1 protein-coding gene is annotated in these 609 nt (G+C 73.2%); it reads left to right on the forward strand.

Features of this window, described 5'->3' with window-relative positions:
* Nucleotides 1-609, forward strand: a 609-nt coding sequence (locus tag HWE04_RS24180; RefSeq protein ID WP_241813922.1) for a hypothetical protein, incomplete at both ends; no start/stop codon positions are given.

Genomic DNA, 609 nt, shown 5'->3' on the forward strand with positions numbered 1-609 from the left:
CTGCTGCCGGTGCCCGCGCCGCCGGTGGTGGTGGTGCCGGTGCTGCCGGTGGTGCTGGTGCCCGTACCGCCGGTGGTGCTGGCGCCCGTACCGCCAGTAGTGGAGGCCCCGGTATCGCCGGTGGTGGTGGTGCCTGTGCCGCCGGTGGTGCTGGTGCCCGTGCCGCCGGTAGTGGTGGTGCCTGTGCTGCCGGTGGTCGTGGTGCCTGTGCCGCCGGTGGTGCTGGCGCCCGTGCCGCCGGTGTTGCTGGTTCCTGTGCCGCCTGTAGTGGTGTTGCCAGTACCGCCGGTGGTGCTGGTGCCGGTACCGCCAGTAGTGGAGGCCCCGGTATCGCCGGTGGTGGTGGTAGTGCCCGTACCGCCGGTGGTGCTGGTGCCCGTGCCGCCGGTGGTGGTGGTTCCGGTGCCACCGGTGGTGGTGGTGCCCGTGCCGCCGGTGGCGGTGGTTCCTGTGCCGCCAGTAGTGGTGGTGCCTGTGCCGCCAGTAGTGGTGGTGCCTGTGCCGCCGGTGGTGCTGGTGCCTGTACCGCCGGTGGTGCTGGCGCCCGTACCGCCGGTGGTGCTGGCGCCCGTACCGCCAGTAGTGGAGGCCCCGGTATCGCCGGTGGTG

It is taken from the genome of Herbaspirillum sp. C7C2, assembly GCF_022627865.1.
GTDB classification, from domain to species: Bacteria; Pseudomonadota; Gammaproteobacteria; order Burkholderiales; family Burkholderiaceae_D; genus Herbaspirillum; species Herbaspirillum frisingense.